This window comes from Streptomyces sp. NPDC005808 (assembly GCF_042871385.1).
Taxonomy (GTDB): Bacteria; Actinomycetota; Actinomycetes; order Streptomycetales; family Streptomycetaceae; genus Streptomyces.
In genome coordinates, this window is the sequence record NZ_JBIAIK010000005.1 from 371,234 (window position 1) to 397,291 (window position 26,058).

Annotated in this window: 24 protein-coding genes and 1 pseudogene; 5 read left to right on the top strand and 20 right to left on the bottom strand. The window is 67.6% G+C overall.

Annotated elements, in window-relative coordinates; translation table 11 throughout:
- Positions 1 to 23: 23 nt before the first annotated feature.
- Entirely contained in the window at positions 24 to 596 is a 573-nt protein-coding gene (locus tag ACFYPC_RS14565; RefSeq protein ID WP_388675024.1) for a YqgE/AlgH family protein, read from the bottom strand.
- A gap of 282 nt (positions 597 to 878) precedes the next feature.
- On the opposite strand from ACFYPC_RS14565, the gene murA reads away from it, so the two are divergent.
- Positions 879 to 2,225: a UDP-N-acetylglucosamine 1-carboxyvinyltransferase gene (murA, locus tag ACFYPC_RS14570; protein WP_388675027.1), complete on the top strand. Its 1,347-nt coding sequence runs from the start codon at positions 879 to 881 to the stop codon at positions 2,223 to 2,225.
- A 123-nt stretch (positions 2,226 to 2,348) separates the two neighbouring features.
- On the opposite strand, the gene ACFYPC_RS14575 is transcribed toward murA, so the two are convergent.
- The 6 genes from ACFYPC_RS14575 to ACFYPC_RS14600 all read right to left on the bottom strand — a co-directional run bounded on the left by ACFYPC_RS14575 (position 2,349) and on the right by ACFYPC_RS14600 (position 9,812).
- A complete protein-coding gene (locus ACFYPC_RS14575) occupies positions 2,349 to 2,630 on the bottom strand; it encodes an HU family DNA-binding protein (RefSeq protein ID WP_007382399.1) in 282 nt (93 codons plus the stop codon).
- A gap of 353 nt (positions 2,631 to 2,983) precedes the next feature.
- Positions 2,984 to 4,417, bottom strand: coding sequence for an NAD-dependent malic enzyme (locus ACFYPC_RS14580; protein WP_388675031.1), 1,434 nt, complete (start codon positions 4,415 to 4,417; stop codon positions 2,984 to 2,986).
- Between the two features lie 486 nt (positions 4,418 to 4,903).
- The gene (locus tag ACFYPC_RS14585) at positions 4,904 to 7,414 is read right to left on the bottom strand and encodes a HelD family protein (protein ID WP_388675034.1); all 2,511 of its coding nucleotides are present in this window, start codon (positions 7,412 to 7,414) and stop codon (positions 4,904 to 4,906) included.
- Positions 7,415 to 7,585: 171 nt separating this feature from the next.
- On the bottom strand, positions 7,586 to 8,407 hold the full coding sequence (locus ACFYPC_RS14590) for a zf-HC2 domain-containing protein (protein ID WP_388675036.1): 822 nt from the start codon (positions 8,405 to 8,407) through the stop codon (positions 7,586 to 7,588).
- A complete protein-coding gene (locus ACFYPC_RS14595) occupies positions 8,404 to 8,979 on the bottom strand; it encodes a sigma-70 family RNA polymerase sigma factor (protein WP_266460930.1) in 576 nt (191 codons plus the stop codon). Before ACFYPC_RS14595 ends, ACFYPC_RS14590 begins: the two co-directional genes overlap by 4 nt.
- Before the next feature lie 245 nt (positions 8,980 to 9,224).
- Positions 9,225 to 9,812: a CGNR zinc finger domain-containing protein gene (locus ACFYPC_RS14600; RefSeq protein WP_388675039.1), complete on the bottom strand. Its 588-nt coding sequence runs from the start codon at positions 9,810 to 9,812 to the stop codon at positions 9,225 to 9,227.
- 226 nt (positions 9,813 to 10,038) lie between these two features.
- On the opposite strand from ACFYPC_RS14600, the gene ACFYPC_RS14605 reads away from it, so the two are divergent.
- Complete coding sequence (locus tag ACFYPC_RS14605) at positions 10,039 to 10,590, top strand: DUF1772 domain-containing protein (RefSeq protein WP_388675041.1); 552 nt, start codon at positions 10,039 to 10,041, stop codon at positions 10,588 to 10,590.
- Here ACFYPC_RS14605 and ACFYPC_RS14610 read toward each other — a convergent pair.
- From ACFYPC_RS14610 to ACFYPC_RS14620, 3 genes are all read right to left on the bottom strand, one after another.
- The gene (locus ACFYPC_RS14610) at positions 10,542 to 11,699 is read right to left on the bottom strand and encodes a uroporphyrinogen-III synthase (protein ID WP_388675044.1); all 1,158 of its coding nucleotides are present in this window, start codon (positions 11,697 to 11,699) and stop codon (positions 10,542 to 10,544) included. The two genes, ACFYPC_RS14605 and ACFYPC_RS14610, sit on opposite strands and share 49 nt — an antisense overlap.
- Before the next feature lie 141 nt (positions 11,700 to 11,840).
- The gene (locus ACFYPC_RS14615) at positions 11,841 to 13,274 is read right to left on the bottom strand and encodes a nitrate/nitrite transporter (RefSeq protein ID WP_388675047.1); all 1,434 of its coding nucleotides are present in this window, start codon (positions 13,272 to 13,274) and stop codon (positions 11,841 to 11,843) included.
- Between the two features lie 675 nt (positions 13,275 to 13,949).
- Entirely contained in the window at positions 13,950 to 14,399 is a 450-nt protein-coding gene (locus ACFYPC_RS14620) for an ATP-binding protein (RefSeq protein ID WP_388675050.1), read from the bottom strand.
- Positions 14,400 to 14,622: 223 nt separating this feature from the next.
- On the opposite strand from ACFYPC_RS14620, the gene ACFYPC_RS14625 reads away from it, so the two are divergent.
- Complete coding sequence (locus ACFYPC_RS14625; protein ID WP_388675053.1) at positions 14,623 to 15,474, top strand: helix-turn-helix domain-containing protein; 852 nt, start codon at positions 14,623 to 14,625, stop codon at positions 15,472 to 15,474.
- Between the two features lie 11 nt (positions 15,475 to 15,485).
- A complete protein-coding gene (locus ACFYPC_RS14630; RefSeq protein ID WP_388675055.1) occupies positions 15,486 to 15,674 on the top strand; it encodes a DUF397 domain-containing protein in 189 nt (62 codons plus the stop codon).
- A gap of 56 nt (positions 15,675 to 15,730) precedes the next feature.
- Here the strand turns inward: ACFYPC_RS14630 and ACFYPC_RS14635 are convergent, their stop codons facing one another.
- From ACFYPC_RS14635 to ACFYPC_RS14665, 7 genes are all read right to left on the bottom strand, one after another.
- Positions 15,731 to 16,462, bottom strand: a complete 732-nt coding sequence (locus tag ACFYPC_RS14635; RefSeq protein WP_388675058.1) for a hypothetical protein — start codon at positions 16,460 to 16,462, stop codon at positions 15,731 to 15,733.
- Between the two features lie 35 nt (positions 16,463 to 16,497).
- Positions 16,498 to 17,118, bottom strand: a complete 621-nt coding sequence (locus ACFYPC_RS14640) for a hypothetical protein (RefSeq protein WP_388675060.1) — start codon at positions 17,116 to 17,118, stop codon at positions 16,498 to 16,500.
- 91 nt (positions 17,119 to 17,209) lie between these two features.
- Positions 17,210 to 18,556, bottom strand: coding sequence for a hypothetical protein (locus ACFYPC_RS14645; protein WP_388675063.1), 1,347 nt, complete (start codon positions 18,554 to 18,556; stop codon positions 17,210 to 17,212).
- The gene (locus ACFYPC_RS14650; protein WP_388675066.1) at positions 18,553 to 18,870 is read right to left on the bottom strand and encodes a hypothetical protein; all 318 of its coding nucleotides are present in this window, start codon (positions 18,868 to 18,870) and stop codon (positions 18,553 to 18,555) included. Before ACFYPC_RS14650 ends, ACFYPC_RS14645 begins: the two co-directional genes overlap by 4 nt.
- A 42-nt stretch (positions 18,871 to 18,912) precedes the next feature.
- Positions 18,913 to 19,971 (bottom strand): hypothetical protein, encoded by a 1,059-nt coding sequence (locus ACFYPC_RS14655; RefSeq protein ID WP_388675069.1) that lies wholly within the window; start codon positions 19,969 to 19,971, stop codon positions 18,913 to 18,915.
- Complete coding sequence (locus tag ACFYPC_RS14660) at positions 19,959 to 20,615, bottom strand: hypothetical protein (RefSeq protein WP_388675072.1); 657 nt, start codon at positions 20,613 to 20,615, stop codon at positions 19,959 to 19,961. Before ACFYPC_RS14660 ends, ACFYPC_RS14655 begins: the two co-directional genes overlap by 13 nt.
- A 506-nt stretch (positions 20,616 to 21,121) precedes the next feature.
- The gene (locus ACFYPC_RS14665) at positions 21,122 to 22,405 is read right to left on the bottom strand and encodes a hypothetical protein (RefSeq protein WP_388675075.1); all 1,284 of its coding nucleotides are present in this window, start codon (positions 22,403 to 22,405) and stop codon (positions 21,122 to 21,124) included.
- A gap of 78 nt (positions 22,406 to 22,483) precedes the next feature.
- On the opposite strand from ACFYPC_RS14665, the gene ACFYPC_RS14670 reads away from it, so the two are divergent.
- Positions 22,484 to 23,128, top strand: coding sequence for a hypothetical protein (locus tag ACFYPC_RS14670; RefSeq protein ID WP_388675078.1), 645 nt, complete (start codon positions 22,484 to 22,486; stop codon positions 23,126 to 23,128).
- Between the two features lie 27 nt (positions 23,129 to 23,155).
- Here the strand turns inward: ACFYPC_RS14670 and ACFYPC_RS14675 are convergent.
- The 3 genes and pseudogenes from ACFYPC_RS14675 to ACFYPC_RS14685 all read right to left on the bottom strand — a co-directional run.
- Positions 23,156 to 23,680, bottom strand: a pseudogene (locus ACFYPC_RS14675) (transposase); the annotation flags it as partial.
- Between the two features lie 383 nt (positions 23,681 to 24,063).
- On the bottom strand, positions 24,064 to 25,113 hold the full coding sequence (locus ACFYPC_RS14680) for a hypothetical protein (RefSeq protein WP_388675079.1): 1,050 nt from the start codon (positions 25,111 to 25,113) through the stop codon (positions 24,064 to 24,066).
- Positions 25,101 to 25,754: a hypothetical protein gene (locus tag ACFYPC_RS14685; protein WP_388675081.1), complete on the bottom strand. Its 654-nt coding sequence runs from the start codon at positions 25,752 to 25,754 to the stop codon at positions 25,101 to 25,103. The genes ACFYPC_RS14680 and ACFYPC_RS14685 overlap by 13 nt, the downstream gene beginning before the upstream one ends.
- Between the last annotated feature and the right edge of the window lie 304 nt (positions 25,755 to 26,058).

Below are 26,058 nucleotides of genomic sequence, written 5' to 3' on the forward strand. Positions count from 1 at the left end.
AAGAGTACTGAAGCTCACAGACGTCAGTTGAGGGAAGGGTCGTCCGGGTACGTCGCCACCATCGCCAGTTCGTTGCGCTGGCGGCGCAGGACCTCGCGCCAGAGGCGTTCGGGCGACGGGGAGGAGACGTCCCCGGGTTCCGACTCGACGACGTACCAGGCGCCCTCGGTCAGTTCCGCCTCCAGCTGGCCGGGGCCCCAGCCCGCGTACCCGGCGAAGATGCGGAGCGAGCCGAGGGCGGCGGCGAGGAGCTCCGGCGGGGCCTCCAGGTCGACGAGGCCGATCGCGCCGTGCACGCGGCGCCAGCCGAGCGGGGTGCGCTCGCCGGACGCGCCGCCGGGGATGACCGCGACGCCGAGCGCCGAGTCCAGGGAGACCGGGCCGCCCTGGAAGACGACACCGGGCTCGCCGGCCAGGTCCGCCCAGGCCTCCAGGATGTCGCCGACGCCCACGGGGGTCGGACGGTTGAGGACGACACCGAGCGAGCCCTCCTCGTCGTGGTCGAGGAGCAGCACCACCGCGCGGTCGAAGTTCGGGTCCGCCAGGGCGGGCGTGGCCACGAGCAGCCGTCCTGTGAGCGAGGACACCTCGGTCATGCCTGACATGATCCCGCATCTTCCCCGTGAGCGGGGAGCCAATGCGAGTACCTGTGTGAACGCAGCTCAGGGCGCAGAGAAGCGCCCCCCGCGCACGCCGTTGCCGGTGACCCCGTGTGCCCGATTCGAAACGGTTCGTGTTGTGGCAAAGCTATGACGGAGCTGAGTGGCCCTTGGGCTTACAGAAGGGGGGTAGGCGGCCATTACCCTTACTCTCCGGCTCCCGCAACGACTTGCCTGCCGACGAATCACTCCTGCCCAACTCATCGGATCGCGAGATACATGACCGTCAACGGCTCTGACGACGTACTGCTTGTCCACGGCGGAACCCCGCTCGAGGGCGAGATCCGGGTCCGCGGTGCGAAGAACCTCGTACCGAAGGCCATGGTGGCCGCCCTGCTGGGCAGCGCGCCGAGCCGACTGCGCAATGTCCCCGACATCAGAGACGTGCGGGTCGTACGCGGACTGCTCCAGCTGCACGGGGTGACGGTCCGTCCGGGAGAGGAGCCGGGCGAGCTGGTGCTCGACCCGTCGCACGTCGAGAGCGCGAACGTCGCGGACATCGACGCGCACGCGGGTTCGTCCCGTATCCCGATCCTGTTCTGCGGTCCGCTGTTGCACCGCCTGGGCCACGCCTTCATCCCGGGTCTCGGCGGCTGTGACATCGGCGGCCGGCCCATCGACTTCCACTTCGAGGTGCTGCGGCAGTTCGGTGCGACGATCGAGAAGCGGGCGGACGGTCAGTATCTGGAGGCACCACAGCGGCTGCGCGGCACCAAGATCGAGCTGCCGTACCCGTCGGTGGGCGCGACCGAACAGGTGCTGCTGACGGCGGTGTTGGCGGAGGGCGTCACCGAGTTGTCCAACGCGGCCGTGGAGCCCGAGATCGAGGACCTCATCTGCGTGCTGCAGAAGATGGGCGCGATCATCGCCATGGACACCGACCGGACGATCCGCATCACGGGCGTCGACTCGCTCGGCGGCTACACCCACGCGGCCCTGCCGGACCGTCTGGAGGCCGCCTCCTGGGCGTCCGCGGCGCTGGCGACCGAAGGCAACATCTACGTCCGCGGCGCCCAGCAGCGCTCGATGATGACGTTCCTGAACACCTACCGCAAGGTCGGCGGCGCCTTCGAGATCGACGACGAGGGCATCCGCTTCTGGCACCCCGGCGGGCAGCTCAAGTCGATCGCCCTGGAGACGGACGTCCACCCGGGCTTCCAGACGGACTGGCAGCAGCCGCTGGTCGTCGCCCTCACCCAGGCGACCGGCCTCTCGATCGTCCACGAGACGGTGTACGAGTCCCGCCTCGGCTTCACCTCCGCGCTCAACCAGATGGGTGCACACATCCAGCTCTACCGCGAGTGCCTGGGCGGCTCGCACTGCCGTTTCGGCCAGCGCAACTTCCTGCACTCCGCGGTCGTTTCGGGTCCCACCCGGCTCCAGGGCGCCGATCTGGTCATCCCCGACCTCCGTGGCGGCTTCTCGTACCTCATCGCGGCACTGGCGGCTCAGGGCACCTCACGCGTGCACGGCATCGACCTGATCAACCGCGGCTACGAGAACTTCATGGAGAAGCTGGTGGAACTGGGGGCGAAGGTCGAACTGCCGGGCAAGGCGCTCGCCTAGCAACAGCGGTAACAAGCGGTAACTGAAGCAGTCGTACGTACGACGATGGGGCGGCCACCCGGTGAAGGGAGCCGCCCCATTGGCGTAATGCTCTGCCGTGCGCCGCCGCGGGCGGCGCAGGCCTTACTTGCCCTTGGCGGCTTCCTTGAGCTTGCTGCCAGCGGAGACCTTCACGCTGTAGCCGGCCGGGATCTGGATGGGGTCGCCGGTCTGCGGGTTGCGCGCGGTGCGAGCGGCACGGTGGGTGCGCTCGAAGGTCAGGAAGCCGGGGATGGTGACCTTCTCGTCGCCCTTGGCGACGATCTCGCCGACGGTCTCGGCGAAGGCGGCCAGAACGGCGTCGGCGTCCTTGCGAGTCACCTCGGCGCGGTCGGCCAGCGCGGCCACCAGCTCACTGCGGTTCATGTCGTTACTCCCGTGTTCTTCTTGCTGTTGAGGCGTGCCACGCGGCGGAGCCGCATATCGGGCACAGTGAAGCCGATGCTGCCAGGGTCCTCGGTCGGTCCCCGGACCCGGGTCCGTAGCCAGACCCTCGCGCCCGAAGACGCATCCTGCCCCCACCTGCGGCGGGAAAGCCAATCCGGCACCCCTGGGGAGTCACAGGAACACCCTTGGGGGTCACACGGAAAGGCCTGTGCAAGGCGTGAACAAGGCGTGAGCCTGGGCGCCACCCTAAAGGCGGCCACAGGCCACGCCTTCCACGACGCGCCGGAGCTGTGGCGGTCGTGGCACCCGTCACAGCCGCCGCGAAGTCCCGCTCAGGCGGGTGCGCTGCCCGGCTCGGTCACCCCGGCCGCCTTCGCGGCGTCCCGCACCGCTCCGGCGACCGCGCCCGCGACCTTGTCGTTGAAGACGCTCGGAATGATGTAGTTCGGGTTGAGCTCCCCCTCGGTCACCACGTCCGCCAGTGCGGTCGCGGCGGCCAGCATCATCTCCGTGTTGACCGTACGCGACTGGGCGTCCAGGAGGCCACGGAAGACGCCGGGGAAGACCAGGACGTTGTTGATCTGGTTGGGGAAGTCCGAGCGGCCGGTGGCGACAACCGCCGCCGTCTGGCGGGCGATCGCCGGGTCGACCTCGGGGTCGGGGTTCGCGAGCGCGAACACGATGGCCTGGTCCGCCATCGCGGCCACGTCGTCGCCGTCGAGCACGTTCGGGGCCGAGACGCCGATGAACACGTCGGCGCCGCGCACGGCCTCCTTCAACGTGCCCTTGAGGCCCTCGGGGTTGGTGTTGTCGGCGATCCATCGCAGCGGCGAATCGGCGGCGGCGTCCACGAGGTCCGTACGGCCCGCGTGCACGACGCCGTGGATGTCGGCGACAACGGCGTTCTTGACGCCGGCGGCGAGCAGCAGCTTGAGGATGGCCGTACCGGCCGCGCCCGCACCGGACATGACCACGCGGATGTCGCCCATCGCCTTGCCCGCGACCCGCAGGGCGTTCGTGAGGGCGGCGAGGACGACGATCGCGGTGCCGTGCTGGTCGTCGTGGAAGACGGGGATGTCGAGGGCCTCGCGCAGCCGGGCCTCGATCTCGAAGCAGCGGGGCGCCGAGATGTCCTCGAGGTTGATCCCCGCGAAGCCGGGGGCGATGGCCTTCACGATCTCGACGATCGCGTCGGTGTCCTGGGTGTCCAGGCAGATCGGCCAGGCGTCGATGCCGGCGAAGCGCTTGAAGAGCGCCGCCTTGCCCTCCATCACCGGGAGGGCGGCCATCGGGCCGATGTTGCCGAGGCCGAGAACGGCGGATCCGTCCGTCACGACCGCGACGGAGTTGCGCTTGATGGTCAGCCGGCGGGCGTCCTCGGGGTTCTCGGCGATCGCCATGCAGACGCGGGCGACGCCCGGCGTGTAGATCATCGAGAGGTCGTCACGGTTGCGGATCGGGTGCTTGGACTGCATCTCGATCTTGCCGCCGAGGTGCATGAGGAACGTACGGTCGGACACCTTGCCGAGCGTCACGTCGTCGATGCCGCGCAGCTGCTTGACGATCTCGTCGGCGTGCGCCGTGGAGGTCGCCGCGATCGTGACGTCGATCCGGAGCCGCTCGTGGCCGGAGGCGGTCACGTCGAGGCCGGTCACCGAGCCTCCGTGGGACTCTACGGCCGTAGTGATCTGGGAGACCGCGGTTCCGCTCGCGGGCACCTCCAGGCGGACCGTAATCGAGTAGGAGACGCTGGGCGCCGTTGCCATTGCCGACTTCCTCTGCTTTCACCGTGTACTACTGGGTCGCGCTGTCTCGCGGGTGTGCCGTCCGATCGTCGCACCTACCCCTGAGTACGTGGTAGCCGCCCCGGGTTGCGAACGTTTTGTTCGCGGCGGTCGATGCTTTCGGAAAACTTATTCCACCATACGATAGTTGCGGCCGCGCAGACGGGTGATCCCGGTGGTGCTCCCTGTGGTGATCCCGGCGGGAAACGGTGCCGGAACCCAGCGCCGCGGAAATGAACTTTCGGGACGGGAATTGCCTTGCGGGGATCGTTTGTTACCTTGGACGTGACACCGGCCCGATCCAAGCCCCCGGGCCCAACCTTCGTCGCTACGAGCGACCACTTGCCGCGAGGCGAGCATGGCGGGTCGGTGTCGCTGAACGAACGAGAGGCCCACGTCACCGCAGGGTGACGTGGGCCTCTCGGCGTTTCCCGGGCCGTTTCCCGGGCCGTTTCCCGGGCCAGGGGGTCAGTCCCGCAGGAGGTCCGGCACCCCGTTCCCGTCCGGCTCGTCCCGGTCCGCCGAGACGATGGTCAGCTGCTGGGTCGCCCGGGTCAGGGCGACGTACAGCACGCGCAGGCCCGCCGGTGACTCGTCGGCGATCTCCGCGGGCGAGACGACGACCGTCGCGTCGTACTCCAGGCCCTTCGCCTCCAGACTGCCCAGCGCCACCACACGGTCGCCGAGCCCCTTGAGCCAGCGGGCGGCCTCCTCGCGCCGGTTCATGGCGACGACGACGCCCACGGTGCCGTCGACGCGCTCCAGGAGGCGGGTGGCCTCCGCTCGAACGGTCTGCGCGAGCGAGTCCCCTGCGGCGGCGAAGCGGGGCTCCACCCCGGTGGACCGTACGGCGGACGGGGACTGGGCCCCCGGCATGGCGAGGGCCAGGATCTTGGCGGCCAGTTCGGCGATCTCGGCCGGGTTGCGGTAGTTGACGCTGAGGGTGAAACGGCGCCGGGGGCGGGTGCCCAGGGCCTCGTCACGGGCCTCGGCGGCCTCCTCCGGGTCGGACCACGAGGACTGGGCGGGGTCGCCGACCACGGTCCAGGTGGCGTGCCGGCCCCGGCGTCCCACCATCCGCCACTGCATGGGCGTGAGGTCCTGCGCCTCGTCGACGATGACGTGCGCGTACTCGGTCCGCTCCTGCGCCAGCCGCTCGGCGCGCTCCCACTGCGTCTCCTCGCGCGTGGGCATGAGTTCTTCGAGGCCGGTGAGGTGGTCCAGCGGGTCCAGTTCGCGCCGCTTCCTGGGGCGGGCCGGGCTGCCGAGGATGGCGGTCAGCTCGTCGAGCATGGCCACGTCGTGCACGGAGAGACCGTCCCGCTTGAGGGAGCGCGCCACCCGCCGCACCTCACCGGGGTTGAGGATCCGCCGCGCCCAGCGGCCAAGGCGCCGCTCGTCGGCCATCGCGGCCAGCACGCCCCGCGGGGTCAGCTCCGGCCACCACACGTCCAGGAACTCGATGAAGCTGTCCTCGGACGTGACGTCCTCGTCGAACGACGAGCGCAGCTCGGCCGCCAGCTCCGGGTCCGAGTGCCGCGTACCGGCCCCCGAGCGCGCCCACAGCGCGTCGAGCAGCAGCTTGCGGGCCCGCGGACGCAACAGGTTCACCGGCGCGGTACCGCTGAGCGCGTTGTTGCGGATCCGGTCCAGCTCGGGGGCCTCCAGCTCCAGGCGGCGCCCGAAGGCGACGACGCGGAGGCGGGTGAGAGGGCCGGTGGGTGCCTGTGGCCTCGCGCCGTCCCCGTCGTCGAAGCTGTCGCCGTTGCCGTCACGGTCACGGCCACCGTCACCGTCACGGTCACGGTCACGGTCATCGTCACCGAAGGAGAGCTGGTGGTCCGCGCCGGGCCGACCGCCGTTGGACGGCCGCCCGGAGGACCCCGACGGGGCCTCCAGCGCCCCCCGCGCCGCCTTCCGCAGCACCCTGAGCATCCGGTACGAGCCCTTGGCGCGGGCCACCGCCGGAGAGTCGTACAGGGTGGCCTCCGCGCCGTCGACGAGGGAGCCGATGGCGCGGATCGCGACCTGGCCCTCCTCGCCGAGGGAGGGCAGGACACCCTCGGTGTAGGCGACAAGGAGCGGGGTCGGGGAGACGATCAGGATGCCGCCCGCGTATCGGCGGCGGTCCTGGTAGAGGAGGTAGGCCGCGCGGTGCAGGGCCACGGCGGTCTTGCCGGTGCCCGGGCCGCCCTCGACATATGTCACCGAGGCGGCGGGGGCGCGGATCACCAGGTCCTGCTCGGCCTGGATGGACGACACGATGTCCCGCATGGTGTGGCTGCGGGCCTGGCCGAGGGCGGCCATCAGGGCGCCGTCGCCGATCACCGGCAGCTCGTGGCCGTCGAGGGTGGCCTTGAGCTCCGGGCGCATGAGGTCGTCCTCCACACCGAGGACCCTGCGGCCCTTGGAGCGGATGACCCGGCGCCGCACCACCCGGCCCGGCTCGACCGGGGTCGAACGGTAGAACGGGGCGGCTGCGGGCGCCCGCCAGTCGATGACCAGCGGCGCGTAGTCCGTGTCCAGGACCCCGATACGGCCGATGTGCAGCGTCTCCGCGATGGCTGCGCACTGTTGACCGGTCTCGTTCTCACGCACGGCGCCCTCGGCGGGTTCCACCGCCGTGTAAGCGCCGTCCGGACCCTTTTTGCCGTCCTTCCCCGGGAGCAGGTCGATCCGGCCGAAGAGGAAGTCTTCGAACTCGTTGTTCAGGCGGTTGAGGTGAATTCCCGCCCGGAACACCTGGGCGTCGCGCTCCGCGAGCGCCCCCGGTGTCCCGACCTGACCGCGCTTGGCGGCGTCGTTCATGAGGAACTCCGCCTCGTGGATCTTCTCCTCGAGGCGCCGGTATACCCGGTCGAGATGCTCCTGTTCGACGCTGATCTCACGGTCCCGGACGGAGTCGTCCCTGAGGGACTCCTGCCGTGCGGAATCGTGGACCGAACCGAGCGCGGTTTCCTGCTGAGCCTGAGCGGCCACCGGGCCCCCTTCTGACGTGCTGGGCAGCCGTCAACCGTACGCGAAGGGGGACCCTTAGGCTACGCGCGCGCTCCAGGTTCGCTCACGCGTCCCTTTATGCGCCTGTTTCCATGACCGTGTCCATGACCGTGTGCATGACCGTTTATGGGCCATTTCCACGAGTTCTACGAGTTACGCGTCCACTTCCACGAGCTGCTTCCCGTCGAAGGTCATGACCTCGAAGTGGTCGATCTCGTTCGGGGTGAAGGCCGCGCCGCCGTTCACGTAGAGCGGGGATTTGGCCTGTTCCGTCTTGGCACCGGGGAGGCCGTAGCCCCACTCCGGGACCGACCAGGAGGTCACCGTCTCCCGTTCGCCGTTCTTGCCGACCGCGATCAGGGAGCACTTCTCCGGGCCCGAGACGTTCTTGAGCTCCAGGACGGCGTAGGTGCCCCAGGCCTTGGGCTCCATGGCGACCACCGCGGTGACCTTGGTGCTCGCGTCCGTGGCCGTGACCTTGTCGGTCATGACGTCGAAGGCTTCCTTGGCGGGAACGGTGGGGACTGCCTGCGGGGCCTTGCTGCCGTCACCGCCGCCATTGACCGCGAACACGGTCAGCGGTCCTGCGATGATCAGCGCCGCCGCGGCCGCCACCATGTAGAAGCTCCGCCGACGCTTCAGGGCACGCCGCTCGGACACCTCGTCGACCAGCCGTACCGCGAGCTGCGGGCTCGGGCGTGCGGCCAACGACTCGCCGATCGCCGGGCTGCCCAGCGAGGCGGGCAGATCCGCGAGTGCGGCGAGCATCGGTTCCATCCCGGCGAGCTCGTCGAGCTGCTGGGCGCACCACTCGCAGACGGCGAGATGGGCTTCGAACGCGGTTGCCTCGGCGTCGTCGAGGATGCCGAGGGCGTACGCGCCGACGGTCTCGTGAATCTCACCGGGGTTCTGCTGTCCCCGTGAACCCTGCATGGCTCCCGGACCACCCGTTCCGTATCCCCCGTATGTACTCATGCCGTCACCCCCCGCTCCTCCAGCGCCAGCTTCATCGACCGAAGGGCGTAGAACACCCGGGAACGCACGGTGCCGCTGGGGATGCCGAGGGTCTCGGCCGCCTCATTGACGGTACGCCCCTTGAAGTAAGTTTCGACCAGGACTTCCCTGTGAGCAGGTGTCAGGTCGTCCAGCGCGTCAGACAGTGTCATCAGCCACAACGCCTTGTCGATCTCGTCCTCCGCGGGGATGACCTCCAGCGGTGACGGGTCCACCTCCTGCGGCCGGGCCTGCCGACTGCGGTGTCCGTCGATGACGATGCGCCGTGCCACCGTCACCAGCCAGGGTCGAACCGAACCGGTTGCCCGATTGAGCTGCCCGGCATTCTTCCAGGCACGGATGAGTGTTTCCTGTACGACGTCCTCGGCGCGCTGCCGGTCGCCTGCGACCAGCCGCAGCACATAGGCAAGCAGGGGTCCCGCGTGTTCTCGATAGAGCGCACGCATCAGCTCCTCGTCAGGCTCCGAGGACTGAGACGCGCGATGTCGTGCCCTTGGGGGGCGTTCATCAGCCACGGCGGAATCCTTGCGCACGCCTACCTCCGGTGTCACCGATTCGACCGGGGTCTCCCTGTCGATCGCTCACACCGGGGTACGGATATGGGCACTCGCCTGTTCAAAGGGGTCACACATATTCACTGAGCCGGATGTGAAGAAAGTCTCCCCGTCACACCCTGCGATTCCGGGATCACGTTCAGCGCTCAATTTTGCCTGGTGTCGTGAAGATCGGGGCGGCCGTCGTGAAGGTCTGGACCAACCATCGTGAAGGTTCAGGAGTTTCACGCGCGGGCGAGTGCCGCCCGTCGGCGGTGCCGTGCCACGCGCTCCCGGTTGCCGCACACCTCGCTGGAGCACCAACGTCTGCGCCGGCCGCGTGAGGTGTCGAGGTAGACGATCGGGCAGTTGTCGCCCTCGCACTGGCGCAGACTCGCTCTCGCCGCCGGGTCCGTGAGGAGTTCGAGGGCGTCCCGGGCGACGAGGGAAATCAACTCGGCGTGGCGGGGCGGCGCGTGCAAGCGGGGGCGCAGTGAACCGTCGTCCGCGCGTACGGCCCAGGGCGCGGGCGGGGTGCCGAGTGCCGCCGCGTTGACGCGGGCGAGGTCGGCGTCGGCGGGCCGGGTGGCGAGTTCACCGCGCACCAACCGGTCGACGTGTCCGCGCAGTTCACGGAAGCCGACGAGCCACGAGGAGTCGGCGCCCGCCAGGGGCGTGCCCGCGGGAACCAGCCCGGAGCGGGCGATCCAGGCGCGCAGCTGGTCCACCGAGTCGAGCCGTTCCTCGGGGTGGGTGGTCGCCAGGAGGTCCAGGCAGATCCGCCCGGAGTCGAACCGCAGCTCGTACGAGGCCGTGGCCATGCCCGATGCCATGTGCCTGTCACCGCCTAGGGGTTACCGCCATGAGCTTTTGGAGACTGCCTTGGGGAAGGGGTACTGCAGAAGGGACTGGGGCTGTCCTGGGGAGTAGATACCCCCACAGTGCATGTCCGCACCCCCGGCCGGAAGACCTTGTACCGCCTGCGTCCTAGACGTCCGCTTATGGGACCGCGCGGCTCGGCCATGTCGCCCGTGCCACGGCGCCGGTTGACTCAGAGGCATGACGGACAACAGCACGGGGCGGCGCGGGAGCGCCGGAGGTGTACTGGTTGCGGCCACGGTCGCGATGGGCCTGCTCGCCGGGGTCTTCTACATTTTCGCCTGCACCATCATGCCGTCGCTCTCCCGCAGCGATGACCGCGTCTTCATCGAGGTCATGCAGAACATCGACGACCAGATCCAGAACCCGGTGTTCTTCCTGAGCTTCCTGGGCGCACCGCTCCTCGCGGCGATCGCCGCCTGGCAGGCCCGCAGGTCGCCGTACCGCTGGTGGGTGTGGGCCGGCTTCGCCGCCGTCGCGCTCGCCTTCCTTCTCACCGTCACGGTGAACATCCCGCTCAACAACGCGCTGGCGGACGCCGGCGACCCCGCGCGGATCGCCGACCCGGCCGCCGTACGCAAGGAGTTCGAGGACCCGTGGGTGGCCTGGAACGTCGTACGAGCGCTGCTGTCGACGCTCGCGCTGGCCTGCCTCGCGCGTGCCCTGCTGGTGTACCGAGGGCCTCACACGTCGTACTTGGAGTCCGCGGCCGGGTCGAGTGCGAGCCGGTAGCCGCGCTTGACGACCGTCTGGATGAGCTTGGGCACGCCGAGTGCCGTACGCAGCCGGGCCATCGCCGTCTCGACGGCGTGCTCGTCCCGTCCGGCGCCCGGCAGCGCGCGCAGCAGCTCGGCCCGGGCCACCACCCAGCCGGGCCGGCGCGACAGGGCGCGCAGCAGTGACATTCCGGCGGGCGGTACGGGCCGCAGCGTGCCGTCGACCACCACGGCGTGCCCGCGGATCTCGACCCGGTGGCCGGCGATGGGCAGCGTACGGGCCCGGCCGGGGAGTTCCTTGCACAGCACCTGTACGAGGGGGCCGAGCCGGAAGCGTTCGGGCTGGACCGTGTCGAGGCCGTGGGCCTGCAGCGGCAGCGCGGTGACCGGGCCGACGCAGACGGGCAGGACGTCGTGGTGGAGGGCGGCGAGCAGTTCGGGCAGCAGGCCGCGGCTCTCCGCCCGGGAGAGCAGGGACGCGGCGGCGGGCGCGCTGGTGAAGGTGATCGCGTCCAGGCCACGGGTGACGGTCACGTCGAGGAGCCGGTCGAGGGGCGCGATGTCCTCGGGCGGCATCCACCGGTACACGGGGACGACGACCACATCGGCTCCGGCGGCCCGCAGCGACTCGACGAACCCGGGCAGGGGCTCACCGTGCAGCTGGATGGCGATGCGGCGGCCCTCGACGCCCTCCTCCAGCAGCCGGTCGAGTACTTCGGCCATGGATTCGGAGGAGGGGGACCAGTGCTCGGTCAGTCCCTGGGCCCGTATCGCACCCTTGACCTTGGGGCCGCGGGCGAGCAGTTCGACACCGCGCAGCCGCGCGAGCAGGTCCTCCCCCATCCCCCAGCCGTCGGCGGCCTCGACCCACCCGCGGAACCCGATGGCCGTCGTGGCCACCACCACGTCCGGTGCCTGGTCGATCAGCTCCTTGGTGGCGGTGAGCAGTTCACTGTCGTCGGCGAGCTGCACGATACGCAGGGCGGGCGCGTGTACGACCGAGGCGCCGCGCCGCCGGAGCAGCGCCCCGAGCTCGTCGGCGCGGCGGGCGGCCGTCACGCCCACGGTGAATCCCGCGAGGGGGCCGTGCGGCGGGGCTTCTGGTCGCTGCTGTTGCTCGTACATGGCTGTCGTCCCGGCTCTCGTCGTCTTGCACTCGAGTCGTCGTGCACTCAGGGCTGGCCGTAATCGGCTGGCCTTACGGCTGACCGAGCCTGTCAACGCTCCGTGACAGGCCCGGTTCCGTCGCATGTCGCCGGTGTTACGTCACACCTCGGCGTAGCTGAGTTGGATCTTCTCCTCCTTGGCCGGTGCGGAAGCCTCCGCGGCGGCGGTCGGACGGCGAAGGTATACGGCCCAGGTGACCGCGAAGCAGAGTGCGTAGAAGGCGAGGAAGCCGACGAAGGCACCGGTGCCGGAACCGACGCTCAGGAAGGACTGCCGGAAGGCGAGGTTGATGCCGAGCCCGCCGAGCGCGCCCACCGCGCCGATGAGTCCCATGGAGGCGCCGGAGAGCCGACGCCCGTAGGCGGCCGCTTCCTCCCCGCTCAGCCCCTTGGCCGCGGCCTTGGCCTGGAAGATGCCGGGGATCATCTTGTACGTGGACCCGTTGCCGAGGCCCGTCAGCACGAACAGCACGATGAACGCGGTGGTGAACAGCGCCAGCGACTCCCGCATGGACGCGACGACGATGATCGCGGTCGCGGCGGCCATCCCGACGAAGTTCCACAGGGTGATCTTCGCGCCGCCGTAGCGGTCGGCGAGCCAGCCGCCGACGGGCCGGATCAGCGAGCCGAGCAGCGGCCCGATGAAGGTGACGTACGCGGACTCCAGCGGCGTACGCCCGAACTGTGTCTGGAGCACCAGACCGAACGCGAAGCTGTATCCGATGAAGGACCCGAACGTCCCGATGTAGAGGAAGGACATGATCCAGGTGTGGGCGTCCTTCACTGCCTCCTTGGCGGCGCCGGTGTCGTTCTTCACGGACGAGATGTTGTCCATGTAGCGGGCGCCGAGGACGGTGGCGACGACGATGAGCGGGATGTAGATGCCGAGCAGCACCCTCGGCCCGCCGCTCGCTCCGATGACCGCGAGCCCCACGAGCTGCACCACCGGCACCCCGATGTTGCCGCCGCCCGCGTTGAGCCCGAGGGCCCAGCCCTTCTTCCGCAGCGGGAAGAACGAGTTGATGTTCGTCATGGAGGAGGCGAAGTTGCCGCCGCCCACGCCCGCGAGCATCGCGCACACCAGGAAGGTCCCGAACGACGTTCCGGGCTCCATCACGACGAACGCCGCCACGGTCGGCACGAGCAGCATGCTCGCCGCGATGATCGTCCAGTTCCGGCCGCCGAAGCGGGCGACAGCGAAGGTGTAGGGGACGCGCACGATCGCGCCGACCAGCGTCGCCATCGACACGATGAAGAACCTGTCGGCCGGGGTGAGCCCGTACTCCGGACCCATGAAGAGCACCATCACCGACCACAGGGTCCAGATCGAGAACCCGATGTGCTCGGACAGCACGGAGAAGAAGAGGTTGCGGTGGGCGACCTTCTCGCCGCCCTCTTTCCAGAAGGTCTCGTCCTCGGGATCCCACTGGTCGATCCAGTGGCCTCCCCTGCTCGGCGCGGGGGCGGGGGTGGGGGTGGGGGTGGGGGCTGTGGGCGGGGGTCCGGAACTTGGGGCTGGGGTCGGGGCTGTCATGACGCCTCCACGGTTCTCCGGTGCTCAGGTCTCGCACTTGGGGTTGAGTCCCGAAGGTAGGGAGGCCGCGTTTCCGCACTGTGGCTGTGCGTGACTGGAAAGGAACGTTGCTCTCACTCCGGTGGGGGGTGGCTCGGTGAGGTCGGGGCTTTGGGGGTGGGGGGCTGGGTGCGGGGGTGGGGCTTGGGGCGGCGGGGGCGAGGGGGCGGGAGAGGGGTGCGGGGGTGGGGTGCGGGGGTGGGGCTCAGGGCGGCGGGGGGCGTGGGGCGGGTGGTAGGACGAGGAGGGTACGACGAGGGGGGCTTCTTCGGCTACGGGGGTGGGGTCGGCGTTCCCCGGCTCAAAGATGAGGGTCGCTGTCTCTTCGCCGGTCTCTCCGGCGGTCTCTCCGGCGGTCTCTCCGGCGGTCCCGGTGGTCGGGGCCCAGCCGCAGCCTCGGATCCAGGTGGCGTGATCGACGCCGAGCGCGGCCCGGAAGTCGGTCCGGGGGCCGGCCGACATCTGGGGGAAGGCGATGCTCGGCGGACGCTCAGACCGCAGCACGACGGCCGGGTTGGCGCGGAACTCTGCCGTGGCAGCGATGGGACGTCACAAGGGAGGCTTCCTTGCGGGACTGACTTCACCCCCTCCCCTACCCTTTACTGCGGCTTGCCGGGCACCCACGGTCACGCGACCTCAGGCAGCGTGCGCAGCCCCGGACCTGCCGACCTCGAACCACAGCAGCTTCCCGGCACCCCGCCCGAGTGCGTCCCCACCCCACAGATCCGCCCACGCCTGTACGAGAAGCAGCCCGCGCCCGTTGACAGCGTCCACCGGAGCGGGTCGCGGCCGGCCACCCGGAGGTTCGTCGAACGGGGCCGGGATGAAGGGGTTCGTGTCCCAGACGCTCACCCGCAGCCGCCTGTCACCGAGCGCCGTCAGCCGCAGAGATGCGGGCCCTTTCGCGTACTGGTAGGCGTTGGTGACCAACTCGGACGTCAACAACTCGACCACGTCGAGCACTTCACGCATGCCGTGCCCATTGAGCGCGGCCCGCACGGTCATACGTGCGACCCGTGCGGCGCGGGGGTCATGAGGCAGGCGAAGGGCGTACACCCAGGTATCGGGCGGAGCTACGGTGACCATGAATGACTCCTGGAGGGAAGGGGACTTGGACTCGCTCAACGGCGCCGCCTTGCGGTGGCAGAGCCTGGGTTGGTGCGCTTCCGGCTTATGGGCGGGGGCAGTTGGGCCGCAGGAGCAACCGTAGCCAAGGAAGTGAGATACTTCTTCCAAATTCGGAAGATGCACCAGTTATTACCTCGTGTGAGGTACAGGAACGCCGCGCCGCGGCCCGAGAGGAGGCCTCTTGCCGCCCACGAGCAATCCCACGCTGCGCCAGCGGAGACTGGGCGCCGAGCTGCGCAAACTCCGCGAACGCGCCGGACTGACCGCCACCGAGGCCGCGGCACGCCTGGGCGTCAACCAAGGGCGCGTCAGCATGATCGAAACCGGACGGAGTCCGCTCAGCGCCGACCGGGTTCGCGCCATGGCACGCGCGTACGACTGCTCCGACGAACAACTCGTCGATGCTCTGGCCGCGATGACGGGTCGGCGCTCACGCGGCTGGTGGGAGGAGTATCGCGACCACCTGCCTGTCGGCCTTATCGACCTTGCGGAGCTGGAGCACCACGCTGTGGCTCTGCGCGTGGCACTCGTCGTCCACATCCCCGCCCTGCTCCAGACCACCGACCACGCCCGAGCCCTCTTCAACGAGGCGGTGCCACCCTTGCGGCAGTACGAGGTCGAGCACCGTGTCACCCACCGCATCAAGCGGCAGGGCATCCTCCACCGAGAGACACCGCCCCCCTATACGGCGGTGATCCACGAGTCCGCCCTTCACATGGGATATGGCGGCCCCGCCACTGTCCGCGGTCAGCTCCAACACCTGCTGGCCGTGGGCGAGTTGGACCATGTCACTGTGCGGATCATCCCGTTCGGCAAGGGTTCGTTCCCCGGCACTGGCCAGTCCATCGACTACTTGAACGGAGTCGTGCCCCAACTCGACACCGTCCAGCTCGACACCCACCACGGCTGCGACTTCCTGGACGCAGAGGCCCAGTTGACCAAGTACCGAGTCGTCCTCGACCGCATGGAGGCAAGCGCGCTCAAACCCTCTGACTCCCGCGACCTGATCCACCGCATCGCCCAGACCACCTGAGAGAGCCCACCGTGCCTGACTTTCAATGGCAGAAATCCACATTCAGCCCGGACGCCTCAAACTGCGTCTACGTGGCCGCCCCCGTCCCTGGCACCATCTACTTGCGCGAAAGCGACGAGCCCGACGTCCTCGTTAAGACGACGCACGCCCCCCTGTGGGCACTGATACATGCTCTGAAGGCAAAACGACGCCTGACCTGAATCAGCTCCAGAGGGCAGATCCGGCCCACCGTTTCACGGCTCACCCTCTCCCAGGGTCAGCGGGCCTCGGTCGTGCCCTGCTCCAGCGGATAGTCGAAGCACACCGTCTGAGCGATCTGTTCGAGAACCGCACGGTACTGCTCGCGACGGAGCACAGCCGTCGTACTCAGCGTGAGGACAACCAGTCGCTTGCAGTCCGGGTGGGGCAGGTGGGCATGAATCTGAAGAAGGGGCGACTGCGGGAGACCGCTGCCGGCGGAGGCGGTACGTACGGTCTCGCTGATGGAGGCCGGTCCGCAGGGCAGTTCGAGATAGTCGATATGGGTCGGGTTCTGGGTCTGGGTCTGGGTCTGGGTCTGGGTCTGGGTCTGGCCCTCGGCGGAGGTCACGGCGCGTGCGGCAGTCACGGCCCTTGGTGCCACGGCTGTGTCTCGCCACGAGAGGGTCAAGAGGGAAATCAGGGGCTGGCCGTGGCCACTGCCGGTCGCGGATACGTCATCGCGATGCAGGCCGATTGAGCAGTGGACGGTGCCGACCTCACACAGGGCCCCGAGCATCTGTTGACCTGCTGCAACCTGAGCGACGAACTGTTGGCGGGCCAGTCCGTCAGGGGCTGCCTCCAAAAACGGCGCGAATGCCATGCGCAACTCGTCGGCGGCTGGAGAGCCGGGCGGAGCGACGAGGGATTCCAGGGGGATCGCGGTGAAGCCCGCGGGTTCGGCGAACCAGATGTCGGCGTCGGGGTCCTTGGCCGAGTCGGCGACGACGAAACGGGGGGCGGTGGCCATCAAGTCCTGTCCTGTATCGCCTGTCCTGTATCGGATCAGTACGGGCGCGGAGGCGGAGACACCGAGTCGGGAACGTGGGCTCCGGCGCGGCGGGCGCGGTCAAGGGCGGCGGGGCTCGCGTTCCAGTCGGTCGGTTCGATACCCCGGCGCCCCGTGGCCGTGCGCTGGAAGAGCAGGTGCAGCCGCCGAGGGGCCTTGCCGCGGCGGCTATTGGCCGCGATGACGGCGATGAAGCGGGGGTCGCCGGCGAACCAGAGGGGCTCGATCTGCGCTTTGAGTTCCGGCTTGGTGGACGCGGTACCGAAGCGCCGCATCCACCAGAAGGTTCGCATGTTCATGAGGAAGAGCAGGGGGATCTGCTCCCCGGGTTTCTCCGGGTTGGGGAACTCGTACCACATCTCATCCTGCTCCGCCCGGGGGTGCTTGTTCCGGCCACGCGGGACGCCGGTGAGGAACTGCCAGGGGTACTGGCCCAGGACCCGCCGGATTTGGAGAGAGGGGCGGAGGTAGGCGAGTTGGAGGACGGCGCGGTAGGTCGCGTAGACAAGGAGAAGGAGAAAGACCCAGCCGATCCAGGTAGGTGTCGCCACGATGAGAAAGAGGCTGCCGAACCAAACGGCGATCCAGCCGACAAGCCGCCCGGCGATCATGGTCATGTGCTGGATCCAGGCCCGCCGGGTCGGCGGATGATCCCAAGCAGTGGGGTAATCGGTGGAGTACATGCGATGGGCTCTCTCTGTTCGGGGCTCAGAAGACGTGCTGCGCGATGTCGACAAGCCCTCCGACGTCGAGGCCAAGCCTTGCTCCGTCGATACCCGCCACGGAACCGTCCTTAATGCCGTCGTCATCGGTGTCGACAGCGGTCATGACCAGGCCGAAGGTTGCGGTGGCCACGCCGACCGAGGCCGATGTGACCTCGACCGTTTTGATTGTCTGAGCCGCCCGGGCGCCTCGAATCGTGAAGTTGAGCAGGGAATTGTCCAGTTCGGAGATGGCCTTCGCGTCCTCCATGGTGCTGCTTCCAAATCGCGCCAGTCGTTGTGCCAGCGGGATGACCGCCCCCGCCTCGCCAGTGGCACGCGAGGCAGCCACAGCGCCCTTACCCACGGCCCCGACTCCTGGCAGCATGCCGAGGGCATCACCACCGACTGTGACAACGCCGCTCCAGAAGTCAGTGTCAAGCTCACCCTTGGTGAAGCCGTCCCACAGGGAAGCCCGTAGCGCTGGATCGCCGAACACGCGGATGGCCAGCGCCGACGCACTCAACGCCGCAGCTACAAGCAGCAACACTGCGGCCGCCGTCCCACCCGTCAAGACGAACAGAGCCACCAGCCCGACCACGGCAGCCACGAAACTGAGAATGTCAGGCAGATTCTCGCCAAGCCAATCAAGCGCCGAGTCGAACCACCCCGGTTCATGCGGCGCCAGCTTCTTCGTCGCGTCGCGGATCTTGCCTGCCCGGTACTGAGCTTGATGCTCGTGCTCCTCCGCGAGCTTCCGGGCCTTGCTCCGGATCTTCTCCAGCTCGTCCTCGGCATCGTCCACCGCGGTGTTCGCCTGCGTCAGGGCCTTCTGCGCGTCGTCATGCTTGGCGCCCTTCTTGTCCAGGTCAGGACTGTTGCCCGCCTGGGTGGCGTGCCCCTTCGCTCGGTCCACGGCGGCCTGCGCGTCCTTCGCGTCTTCCTCGAGACGCTTCGCTCGACGCTGGAAGTCATCCAACTCCCTATCCCGGAGGTGGAGTTGTTTGGCCGCCTTGCGGATGGAGTGAGCGGCGTTCTTCAGGTTCAACGGCAGCGGACCACCGTCAAGCTGCTCACGGAAGGCGACGGCCGCATCGCCCTCCCAGTAGCTGCCGTCCATCAGCTTGGTGACAAGCTCATGCGTCTCTTCGAGCACCTTGGCGCACCCGACGAGCTTCTTGTGCAGGCCGTTCACCGTCTCGGTGCTGCCCGGCACAGGGTTGAAGCCCAGGTGCGGGTAGTCGGGGTTCGAGATGTGCGGGGCTGACTTGAGTCCCTGGGGTTTGCCGGGGTCGGCTCGGGACTGCGGGTCGAGGGCAGTTCCCGAGTCTCCGCTTCCGGAGGGATCTGTCACTTCGACCCCCCGCTCTCGCCCTCTGCGGGTTTCTTGAGCGCTTCCTCCAGGGCCTTGTCGACCTCGCGGTAGCTGTCCTTGCTCTTCCCAATGATCTTGGCGAGATCCTCGGTCTGCTCGCCGATCTGATCCGCTCCGTACTTCCATTCCTCCTGGAAGTCCTCACAGGCGCGGTCAAGGTCGTCGGTGCCGAGGCCTGTGACGGTCGCGTCTTCCAGCGCTCTGCGCAGCCCCCTCAGCGAGTCGGTCGACTTCCTGAGCATCTTCATGAAGTGCGCCAACTCGTCGCCGTCAACGGCCAGCCGATCCGCCACGTCTCTCCCAAACTCTTCCCGGTGTGCCCGGTAGCTCCGATGTCAGCGGTTGACGGCCTGGATCTCCTGCACGACAACGTCCTGCTCCGCCCCGAACTCGCCATCCGGCAGGTCCACCGGCTCGTTCACACCGGTGCCGGTCCAGTGGATCTTCCAAGTGATGGTCGCCCGGAGCTTGTACGAGTCATCGCCCGAGGAGCGCAGGTACTTCACCCCACACGGCGGGGTCTCATCCGACTTGCCGGCGGCGTACGCCTCACCGATCGAGTTGTCACCGTTGATCGTGCACACCCCGGACGCGGGGTACGTCGTCGCATCGGCAGTCCCCGGCTCGATCTTCAGCGAAACCGGCTCCGCAACAGTCGTCGCCTCAACACCGAGCACCGGAACCGACGCCGTGACCGACACCGGCTTGAACTCCGCCGCATCCAGCCACGCCCACGTCGGCAGGTTCACCTTGGTCGTACCTTCGGGCGCCAGAGTCACCTTCGTCGAAGGAACAAGAATCTCGGCATACGCCAACTGCGCCAGCATCTCCGGCGTAATCGCCTCAGGGATGTCCGCCGGCGGCGGGGCACCGGTGTCCACCCAGAAGGTGTCCGCGTCGCAGTCGAGCGCGCCCGGTTCACCCCCACGACCCTCGCTCACATACGAAGACCACCAATAGCCCTTGCCGGCCTTGTCCTTGTTGAAGTCCGTGTACGGATTGCCCTCGACATAATGGTCACGCTGCTTCGCATCCCACTCGTAACCCGTCGAATCAACCGCCCAGATCGACTCCAGATGCTCCTGCAACTGAGCAGGCGAGTACTTCGGCGCGTAATAACAGGCAGGCGGCTTCCACGTGCTGGTAGTGGACGCGATCGGCCCCGCCGACTCACCCGAACCATTCTTCGAACGCTCGAAGACGACGGCACCAGCGCCGGCAGAGATGGTGTCGCCATCGACGTCACCCTTCGGGCCCGTCGGAGGCGGGTTCTGAGTGTCGCCATCCAGCGTGTCGTCGGCACGCGCGAGGCCCGGAATCAGGAGTACGGGCAACAGGGTTCCTGTGGCGACCACCATGGTGGCTGCCGTCAACCCGCGCTTCAGGGCTGGCACTTGGCACTCCCACTCTGAGAGAGGATCTTCTGAATTTCCCAGACACCCTGTGCGTTCTTCTTGAGCGATGTGTTGTAGACGACGTAGCTCTTTGCAGTGACCTCAGTCTTGTTGATCTTGTTGGTCTCGATGTACTTGACGTACGCCTTGCCCTGGTCTTCGCAGTAGCTCAGGGAAGCAGTCCCATCGTCATCAACCGCAACGACGGGATCGTAGAAGCGGTAGGCACCGGTGGTTCGCGCCTTGTTGTCCACGTACTTCTGGATGAATTCCTGTGTGGCGGCGGCCGCCTCCCCCTCGTAATAGAAGAGGTACGCCTTGTCGAGGGCGTCCTGGTTGGCAATGGCGAGGTCCACCGCCTTGATGGACTGCTCGCTGTCGCTCAGGACCGCGTCCTTGTCCTCGTCACCCGTCTTGGGCCAGTCGAAGGTGTACGTGATATCCGACGGCAGCTCGATCTTCGGCCGACCAGCGGCTTCCGAAGCAGAGGTGCTCGGCGAAGCCGAGGCCTCACCCCCCGTATCAGCCCCAGCGATCTTGTCGTTGTCCGCAGAATCACCGCCACCGCCCCCGCACCCAGTCAGAACGAGGGCCGTGACCGCACCGAGGGCGACCGTGGCGAGCAGGCGGGGACGGCGGTTCACGGCAGACTCCTGGGCGACGTGGGGTTCGAGAGGGCATCAACACGCTAGCGGGGGCGCATGTGGCGACACCAGAGCGAATAGCGTCAACACCGTTCGCAAGTCAGGCATAGCTATACAGAACAGGGCCCAGTCGACGGTTCAGGCCCTTCGAATGAGTGACGCCGGAAGTCCGGGACATGTGAGAGAGCGCAACCGTTCAGGCCACCCACTGGCAGAAATCCACCTTCAGCGGCGACAGCTCGAACAGCCTCTACGTCGCCGCCCCCATCTCTCCGGCAGCCTGCACCTCCGCGAAAGCGACGAACCAGCAGTCGTCCTGACAACCACCCCTGTCCAACTGCTGGACCTAATACGCACGCTCAAGGCAGGCGCAGCAGGACACTCGCACGACTGACCTGTAGGGGATCCATGTCCGCGGACGAGTCATTCCTTCACCTGCTGCGCCGGAAGACGAACGCGGCGCACTAGTGAGCGGCGGTAATGGTTTCGGCGACCTGACTGGGCTGTTACACCGACACCGTTCGCGCCCCGGCAGCAGAGAGTTCGTCAGTGATTGCTTGGGCATCGGCGGAGCGAACCTCGATGGCGTCACCGGAACGCAGGAGGAGGTCGACAGTCGGATCGAGCCAGGCAACGGTGTTGGGAATGAGAGCCACTCCGACAAGGTCCGTGAACTGCAGGGCCACAGCGGCTCCGTCCACACCGCGCAGGTGCAAGGTATCGCCGTCGACTGCCAGAACACCCATGCGTGTGGGCCCGTAATCCCAGGCAGAGGCACCTGCGGCAGGCGCCTGGCCGGACGGCTCGTTGATTCCGTAGCGAATGGGGTGAACCATGACGCTCGAACCGAATTCCGCGGTGAGCGGCTGTACGGCTTCGCCAAGTGCCGCCCACTCGCGCCGCCGCCGGAGCAGGACTTTAGGGAGACCGACGGCCAAGAGCGCCAGGGCAAGGAGTCCGGCCACGGCGAGACCAAGGGCGTTGCTCGGGCGGCCGACCACAAAGACCAGCGCCACAACAGCCAATGGGGCGATGAAGACGGCGTAGAGCACAGCCGGATGGACGCTGGTCGCCTGGGCGACCGGCGACTTGGTTGCCTCGCCGCGATGCCGACAGCGCCTGCGCTCCCGGCTTCGGATCATCTGCTCTCTGGAGGCCCAGCCATAGCGGTCGGCGTACTTCATGATCGTGCTCCAGGAGAGCAACCCGGCCACCACCAGGCCGGGAAGCATCGCCAGCACACTCGGATCGGACAGATCCGCCAGGACCGCGACCGCCACGACTAGCACCACAGTGAGTACCAGCGCCGCATTGAAGAAACGCGGGTGCGGATATCCACGCGCGCCGTAGTGGGACGGAAACTCGGAATCGTATCCGCGATCTGCTGCGGCCCACTGCCTCATGAGCTGACGGCGCCGGCTGCCGCGCATCCTCAACGCACGCAGAACCAGAATCGCTGGAACCGCGAAGAAGGCAAGCATCATGCATGCCAACACTGCCGCCACCGCCACATCGGTGGCGTCGTTGCCTTCGGACGTCGCGGCGTCTACAAGCACGACGGGAACCAGCGCACACGCCGCGGTCAGAACAACAGCGCACGCCAGAAAGACAGCCGCACGCCCACGAGAAAGATCCTCGCGGACCAACGCGCCGATGGCATCCGCCTGAGCCCTCAACAAGCTTGAGCGCTCCCCCCAGGAACTGGCCTCGCCGGGGCCCTCCGGAAGTGGTGGTGCTCGAAACATCAAGCCTCGGGAAGTCGAGTTGCGGTCGTTGGTGGTGTTCGTCATGTCCGTTCCTAAGGGCTGTCCCGCAACGTCGAGGCGGGCGGTTGAGAGACCGAGAGGTTCTCCGCCTATCCTCCTGTTGTGCAGCTGCCTCGGGATCCGTCGAACTTCGCCCATGCCCTGGTGGCAGCGTTTCCGACCCGTCTTGCCAGTGACGTGCAAAGTGTCCTGGCGGTCATACCGGAGGCCAGGTTCGCGCCGATGATGCCTTTCGAGGTCGTCGTGCAGGGCGAGACCGTCGTCATCCCCTCGCGCATCTACAACGCGGAGCCGGGTGCCGAATTGGAGCGGGCCCTGACCGGAACCCAGCAGGTGATTTTGCACTGCCTGTACTCCCGGCACAGTGATGGCCGTGTCCGCCAGCGGCACCTCGAGCAGATTGTGGCGTCGGGCGAGCCGTGGGTGGTCCCGTTCGTGGTGCAGTTGGCCGGCGAATACGTGCTGGAGATCCTTGAGGCGATCGGCCGGGGTCTTCCCGGACTCGCGGTCCTGGGCTCGGCTCAGCGCCGACTCTACGGGGAGTTCATCGCTCGGAATCCGGCCTTCTTCGCGCGCACGGAGCGGCGCGTGGTGAGCTACTGGTCGTGCTACTACCGCTGGAAGTACGGAGCGTTTGGGATGTATCCCGGATGCGTCCTTTTGGAGGCGTTCCGGGCCGCTGTTGTGGAACAGGTGGGCGCGCAGTGGCCGCGGCACACGCCGCGCTCCGCTGGCGGACGCGGGTGAGGGACCTGCCTGAGTTCGGCCATGGTCCTATCCAGCAAGGTTGAGATTGTGCAGGCGGGCGATGCCGCGCATGGCGTGGTGGACGCCGTCGCCCTTGAGCCGGCAGTCGCGGAGGATCTTCCAGGTCTTCATCCGGGCAAAGACGTGCTCCACTCATGCGCGGACCTGCTTGTGTGAGCGGTTGTGCTCCCGCTTCCAGGCGGGCAGCTCCTCGCCCTGGGTGCGGCGGTGCGGCATGATCAATCCGGTCCCTGGATAGCCGCCGTCAGCTATCACGGTCGTCCGGCCGACGGCTGTCTTGGCCCCCGATTCCTCCCACGCTTTGCAGTCGTTCCGGTTGCCCAGCAGCGGCCGTCCGACCACAACGACCAGGCGGGTGTCGGCATCGATGACGACCTGGTGATTGGTGGAGTACCGATAGTTCTTCGACTGCTCGGCCACCGCGTGATCGCGGGTGGGCACCAACGTCCCGTCCACGATCAGCACAGTGCCCCTCGCGAACCGGCGTCGGGCCGGCAAGGCCAGAAGAGGGCCGATGTGGTCGATGATCCGGTCGCCTCAGAACAACCACCATCCTCACGCTTTGCCCAAATATCCTGTATTTCCCCAGGAGTTGACGCGCTCGGAGCAGCTGTCTTGTTCCTTACATTCGCAACGATGATCATTCACGCCTGACGCCTTTCTGCGGCGTCGAGGTTCACGAGCTGTCACACTCGTCAGCTCAGCTGCACCGTTCATGGGCAGCGGCCGAGCGCTCAACCAAGGGCGAGAGCGCGTGCCACACGTCGTGCTCATGCTTCGACAGGGACGGGACCCTTGGCGTCGGCGTGTCCCCGACCGGGTGTGCGCCCGCTGCAGGAGGCGCCCCAATCAAGGGCGAGCTCCCTGGTCGGTTGACGAGGTAACTCCGAACAGCAACAGCTCCACGCTCTGACTCAGCGGTTGACGGCCTGGATCTCCTGCACGACCACATCCTGCTCCGCCCCGAACTCGCCATCCGGCAGGTCCCGTGGATCGTTCACACCGGTGCCGGTCCAGTGGATCTTCCAGGTGATGGTCGCCCGGAGCTTGTACGAGTCATCGCCCGAGGAGCGCAGGTACTTCACCCCGCACGGCGGGGTCTCATCCGACTTACCGGCCGCGTACGCCTCACCGATCGAGTTGTCACCATTGAGCGTGCAGACCCCGGACGCAGGGTACGTCGTGGCATCGGCCGTCCCCGGCTCGATCTTCAGCGAAACCGGCTCCGCGACAGTCGTCGCCTCAACACCGAGCAGCGGAACCGTCGCCGTGACCGACACCGGCTTGAACTCCGCCGTGTCCAACCACGCCCACGTCGGCAGGTTCACCTTCGTCGTGCCCGCAGGCGCCAGAGTCACCTCCGTACTGGGCACACGGATCTCGGCATACGCCAACTGCGCCAGCACCTCGGGCGTAATCGCCTCCGGAATGTCCGCCGGCGGCGGATCACCGGTGTCCACCCAGAAGATGTCCGCGTCACAGTCGAGCGCGCCCGGATCACCCCCACGCCCCTCGGTCACGTACGAAGACCACCAATAACCCTTGCCGGCCTTCTCCTTGTTGAAGTCCGTGTACGGATTGCCCTGGACGTAGTGGTCCCGCTGCTTCGCATCCCACTCGTAACCCGTCGAATCAACCGCCCAGATCGGCTCCAGATACTTCTGCAACTGAGCAGGCGAGTACTTCGGCGCGTAGTAACAGGCAGGTGGGGTCCACGTGCCGGCAGTGGACGCCACCGGGCCCGCCGACTCACCCGAACCGTTCTTCGAACGGTCGAAGACGACGGCACCCGCGGTCGCGGAAACCGTCCCGTCATCGTCTGCGTCGCCGGATGCGCTGGTGTCAGACCCATTGCTGCTGCCGTCGTGGCCATAGCCTGCGTAGGCCTGCACTGGGCACAACAGCAGCGCTGTTGAGACTGTGAAGGCAATTACTGCGGTGTTTCTGTACCTCAGGACTGGCATGCGATGCTCCCCCGCTGCGATGTCAGCTTCTCCGTAATCCAGATGCCTTGCTTGTTGACCCGAAGGTGACTGTTGTACAGGACGTAGTTGTCCTTCGACGCCGGGGTCACGTTGGTTTTTCCGGTCTTCAGGCTCTTGTTGTAGGCCTTGTTCTGGTCTTCGCAGTAGACGAATCCCGCCGTTCCATCGGTATTGATCTGCACGTTGGCTTTGTAGTAGCGCTTGGCTCCAGTGATGCGGTCCTTGTAATCCACAAACTCCTGGATGAACTCCTGGCTTCCGGCCGCCGCCGTACCTTCGGAGTAGAAGAGGTACGCCTTGTGAAGCGGGTCCTGTTCAGCGATGGCCATGTCCACGGCCTTGATGAACTGCTCGCTGTCGCTCAGGACCGCGTCCTTGCCCTCGTCCCCCGTCTTGGGCCAGTCGAAGGTGTACGTGAGATCCGACGGCAGCTCGATGTTCGGCCGGCCAGCGGCTTCCGCGGCAGAGACGCTAGGCGAAGCCGACGCCTCACCCCCCGTATCAGCCCCAGCGATCTTGTCGTTGCCGGCAGAGTCGTCACCGCCCCCGCACCCAGTCAGGACGGAGGCCGTGACCGCACCGAGAGCGGCCATGGCGAGCAGGCGGGGACGGCGGTTCACGGCAGACTCCTGTGCGACGTGGGGTTCGAAAGGGCACCAACACGCTATCGGGGCGCATGTGGCGACACCAGAGCGAATGGCGTCAACACGGTTCACAAGTCAGGCATAGCTATGCAGAACATGCCCAGCCGACGGCTCAGACCCTTCGAATGAGTGATGCCAGAAGCCAGGAAGCGTCACCTCGTTGGCCGCCGCAAAGAATCGCAACCACTCCCCAAGGCTCGGCGACCGCCGCCCATCCCGCCCACGGCCGACCCGATCCCTGCACCGACCGATCTTCCCTCCCCGGCGAATACCTAGTAAC

Excerpts from the sequence above, each read along its gene's own strand:
- ACFYPC_RS14590 (WP_388675036.1), bottom strand. The coding sequence starts at position 8,407 with ATGAGTACATACGGGGGATACGGAACGGGTGGTCCGGGAGCCATGCAG.
- ACFYPC_RS14615 (WP_388675047.1), bottom strand. The coding sequence starts at position 13,274 with ATGACAGCCCCGACCCCAGCCCCAAGTTCCGGACCCCCGCCCACAGCC.
- murA (WP_388675027.1), top strand. The coding sequence starts at position 879 with ATGACCGTCAACGGCTCTGACGACGTACTGCTTGTCCACGGCGGAACC.
- ACFYPC_RS14635 (WP_388675058.1), bottom strand. The coding sequence starts at position 16,462 with ATGGCCACCGCCCCCCGTTTCGTCGTCGCCGACTCGGCCAAGGACCCC.
- ACFYPC_RS14580 (WP_388675031.1), bottom strand. The coding sequence starts at position 4,417 with ATGGCAACGGCGCCCAGCGTCTCCTACTCGATTACGGTCCGCCTGGAG.
- ACFYPC_RS14575 (WP_007382399.1), bottom strand. The coding sequence starts at position 2,630 with ATGAACCGCAGTGAGCTGGTGGCCGCGCTGGCCGACCGCGCCGAGGTG.
- ACFYPC_RS14605 (WP_388675041.1), top strand. The coding sequence starts at position 10,039 with ATGACGGACAACAGCACGGGGCGGCGCGGGAGCGCCGGAGGTGTACTG.
- ACFYPC_RS14640 (WP_388675060.1), bottom strand. The coding sequence starts at position 17,118 with ATGACCATGATCGCCGGGCGGCTTGTCGGCTGGATCGCCGTTTGGTTC.
- ACFYPC_RS14620 (WP_388675050.1), bottom strand. The coding sequence starts at position 14,399 with ATGGTCACCGTAGCTCCGCCCGATACCTGGGTGTACGCCCTTCGCCTG.
- ACFYPC_RS14565 (WP_388675024.1), bottom strand. The coding sequence starts at position 596 with ATGACCGAGGTGTCCTCGCTCACAGGACGGCTGCTCGTGGCCACGCCC.
- ACFYPC_RS14600 (WP_388675039.1), bottom strand. The coding sequence starts at position 9,812 with ATGGCATCGGGCATGGCCACGGCCTCGTACGAGCTGCGGTTCGACTCC.
- ACFYPC_RS14610 (WP_388675044.1), bottom strand. The coding sequence starts at position 11,699 with ATGTACGAGCAACAGCAGCGACCAGAAGCCCCGCCGCACGGCCCCCTC.
- ACFYPC_RS14680 (WP_388675079.1), bottom strand. The coding sequence starts at position 25,113 with ATGCCAGTCCTGAGGTACAGAAACACCGCAGTAATTGCCTTCACAGTC.
- ACFYPC_RS14665 (WP_388675075.1), bottom strand. The coding sequence starts at position 22,405 with ATGACGAACACCACCAACGACCGCAACTCGACTTCCCGAGGCTTGATG.